This is a genomic window from Vibrio sp. Y176, from assembly GCF_033438945.1.
This window is the reverse complement of record NZ_JAWOQS010001191.1, coordinates 1-517: the sequence shown is the minus strand read 5'-3', so window position 1 is coordinate 517 and position 517 is coordinate 1. Positions and strand designations below refer to the sequence as shown.

1 protein-coding gene is annotated in these 517 nt (G+C 46.4%); it reads right to left on the bottom strand.

Annotated elements, in window-relative coordinates:
- Positions 1-2 precede the first annotated feature (2 nt).
- A partial coding sequence (locus R7O13_RS30925) for a Na+/H+ antiporter NhaC family protein (protein WP_225462963.1) occupies positions 3-517 on the bottom strand: 515 nt, incomplete at its 5' end.

Genomic DNA, 517 nt, shown 5'->3' with positions numbered 1-517 from the left:
CATTAAGCGCTCTGACATGAAGCTATTTTCGATTTCGACAACCATGATAGAACAGCACAGACGATAACGAATGTAATCGACGCTGCAATGAAAGAGAACGCGATTGACGTTGTCATACCAAGTGCAATAAAGCCGACACATGAAACCAAAGCAACAGACAGCGCATAAGGTAACTGAGTTGATACGTGGTCAATGTGATTACAACGAGCGCCTGTCGAAGACAAAATAGTCGTGTCCGAGATTGGTGAACAGTGGTCACCGAATACTGCACCGGCCAAAACCGCACTTAGCATAGGAAGCATTAGTGCGATGTCAGTTGCACCCGCCATATCACCAGCGATTGGTAACATGATACCGAATGTACCCCATGAAGTACCGGTTGAGAACGCCATTAGACCCGACAACAAGAACAGGATTACAGGTAACCAATGCGGATTAATGTTACCTTGAGCCATAGTCGATAGGTACGACCCCGTCTTCATGTCACCGATAACAGAACCGATTGTCCACGCAAACA